At 68.9% G+C, this 2,951-nt stretch carries 1 protein-coding gene; it reads right to left on the bottom strand.

The genetic code is table 11. The features are described from left to right. Positions 1 to 105 precede the first annotated feature (105 nt). Complete coding sequence (locus tag STRIP9103_RS30280) at positions 106 to 2,850, bottom strand: exo-rhamnogalacturonan lyase family protein (RefSeq protein WP_009326788.1); 2,745 nt, start codon at positions 2,848 to 2,850, stop codon at positions 106 to 108. Positions 2,851 to 2,951: the final 101 nt, after the last annotated feature.

Genomic DNA, 2,951 nt, shown 5'->3' on the forward strand with positions numbered 1-2,951 from the left:
TCGAAGGTCGCTTTGCGGCTCCGCCGCGTGGGCGCGCCCAGCCCCGGCGGACCCGCGGTTCCCCACCACGGGAAAGCCCCCGAACCCGGCTCCCCCAGCGGAGCGTCACGGCATCTTGTCGCCCACCAGAGCCAGGTTCTGGATCGCCGCCAACCCGTACAACGCCGTCGCGTTGGTCGAAACCCACGCGGCCTCGCTGCCGGGGACCAACCCGGTCGGACCCTCCACCTTCTTCGTGGACCAGTCGGTGGACTCCTTGTAGTCCCAGGTGTCGGCGCTGTTGTAGAACTGCCGCCACGCACGGGCCGCCAGCTTGTCGTCCTTCAACTGGACGGCGGCGTACGCGTCCTGGCGCGAGTGCCCCTGGAAGAGGAGCAGCGTGCCGAAGTTGGAGCCGTAGCGGGCGGCCTGCTCGGCCTTCGTGGCGTTGAAGTAGCGGCAGTAGTCCAGCCACGCCTCCTTGAACTTCGGCATCTCGATCTGGTCGATCAGCTCGGCGCACATCTCGACCAGGCCGAACATCGCCGACAGATGGGAGACGCCGACCGCGGGCTTGTCGGCGACGGCGAACTTCCCGGTGTCCAGGTCGTACAGCCCGTTGCCCTGGACGAACCCGTTGGGCTGGGCCGCGATGGTCTCCATCGTGGACAGGACGCGGGCCTTGGCCTTCTCCCACTTGGGTCCGCGCCGCTCCCATTCGGTGAGCCAGGCCGAGACCAGGCCGGACCAGTCGGTGCCGAAGCCGATGGACAGGGCGTTGCGGTCGGGGGTGTACGGCTCGGTGCGGATCTTGCGGATGGGGTCGAGGACGAGGAAGGTCTCGTCGGAGTCGACGTTGGCGTGCATGAGGTCACCGACGCGTTCGTCGGCGGTGAGGAAGTAGTAGTAGCGACGGTAGGTGGTGTTGGCGATGCGCTGCTGCTTGGCGCTGTCGGCGTAGTGCTGGACGCCGTGGCGGGTGCCGAGGCCCGCCCACTTGCCGATGTGGTAGACGTCGACCTCGCCGGTGTGCCGGGTCATGGCCTCGGCGAAGCGGAAGATGTCGGCGCGGCCGGAGCGCATGTACGCGAACCACAGCCAGAGGTCGGGGGAGAGTTCGGAGTTGTCCCACGCGTAGCCGCCGATGTCGTAGCACCACTGGTGGCGGCTGGGGTCGTAGCTGTGCATGATGTCGCCGTAGTCCCAGAAGCCGTACCAACGGCGCATCTCCACCTGGTCCTTGTAGTAGGTGAAGAGGAAGTCGAGGTGGTCCTCGATCTTGGCCTTGGCGGCGGTGGAGCGGTCCGGCTCGGAGAACAGCTTGCCGAAGACGCCCGCCTTGATGAGCTGCTTGGGCGGGGCGGCGAGCTGTGGGGGTGTGCGTACGGCCTCGACCTGCTTGGCCATGTCCTCGGCACTGGGTGTGGACTCATGGGCCCAGAAGAGGAGTTCGCTGGTGCGGGCGATGCCGTAGGGGGTGCCGAAGCCGGGTTCGTAGTCCTCGTAGGTGATGTTGAGGCCTTCGAGCTGCTCGGGGTAGGTGTCCTGGCCCATGCCGTCGTGGTAGAAGCGCAGGTCCATGGGCTGCGCCTCGGGCGACCAGAGCCAGAGGGTGACCTCGGCGGTGTCGGTGTGGGCGTCGCGGATGTCGAGCTGCGCCGGGAACTTCTCCCAGAAGTCCCTGAGCCCGAAGGCGAATCCACCGCTCGCGCCACCGACGTATCCGAATCCGCTGGCCCGCCGGCCACCGCCGGCCGGGATCCAGCCGTACCCCTTCTTCGTCCGCTTCCGGACGCCGAACCCGTCGGCGGAGAGCTGGGAGAGGGTGTAGTCGCCCCACTCGGGGATGTACTGGAGGCGGGTCGTCACCCGCTGGTCCCACGTCGACGGGTCGGGCAGCTTCTTGCCCTCGAACTGGGCCGTGCGCACGGCCGCGCCCGGGTCGCGGCGCAGCCCGGTGATGCCCTTGACCGCCTCGCGCAGCAGACCGGTGCCCTCGCCGCCGATGCGGATGTGCCGGTCGTAGGCGGCATCGCGCATCGGGACCTTGAAGCGGACACCGATGCCGCGGACGAAGTCGCCGCTGGCCTTGCCCGGCTCCTGGGTGCCGTCGAAGGTGATGGTGTGCACCATGCGGAACGATTCCGCGCCCGCGTAGAAGTAGAGCCGGATGGAGAACGGCAGCCAACTCCTGCTGCCCTTGCGGTGCTTGCCGTCGATGCGGACCACGGCACGCACCGGGCCCTCCTGCTCGACGTCGACCTCGTCGATGACGCTCTCGAACCGCTCGTACTTGACGGTGCCCTGGTCACCGTCCTCGATCTCGGGCTGGCGCAGGAGCACCAGACGGCCGGTGTTGGCGACCTCGGTGGAGCCGCGCAGTACCGACTTCACCAGCGTGGAGCCGCTCTTGCCGATCTTGGCGGTGATGACGCCGGTCGAGACGTCGATGGTGCCGCCGTTCTTGTCGACGGTGACCTTCTTCTCGGGCGCCGCCGGGGTGCCCGCGGCGAGGGTGAGCTTGCCGGAGCCGGCGCCCGCGCCGACGGCGTGCGCGGTCCACTTCACGGAACCGTCGGGCCAGTAGCCGATGGGCCAGGACTGCACGGGCACGGCCTTGCCGTTCTCGTCCGTCAAGGAGAACGACTGATCCTTCTCGTACGCGCCCTTGGGCCACGGCACGCCCACGGTGGAGCCGGGGGCGGCGCCGGGTCCGCCGTCCTCCAGCCAGTCCAGGGTCACCGGGTCCGCCTCCGCGGCCTCGGCTCTGGGCGCGGCCTGCGCGTTCGAGCCGAGCGCCCAGCTGAGCTGGGTGGCGGCTCCGGCGACGGCGGCTGCCTTGAGGAGGGACCTGCGGTCGATCGGGGACATGGCCTTTCCTTTCCGTACGGGAAGTCGTGCGTGCGGGTAGTCAGGGGCATGACACAGAGAGGTACGACGCCCAGGGCGCCGACCTTGTGGGAAGGGCACCG

The organism is Streptomyces ipomoeae 91-03, assembly GCF_000317595.1.
GTDB classification, from domain to species: Bacteria; Actinomycetota; Actinomycetes; order Streptomycetales; family Streptomycetaceae; genus Streptomyces; species Streptomyces ipomoeae.

Coding starts and splice junctions, on each gene's coding strand:
- STRIP9103_RS30280 (WP_009326788.1), bottom strand. CDS start 2,850: ATGTCCCCGATCGACCGCAGGTCCCTCCTCAAGGCAGCCGCCGTCGCC.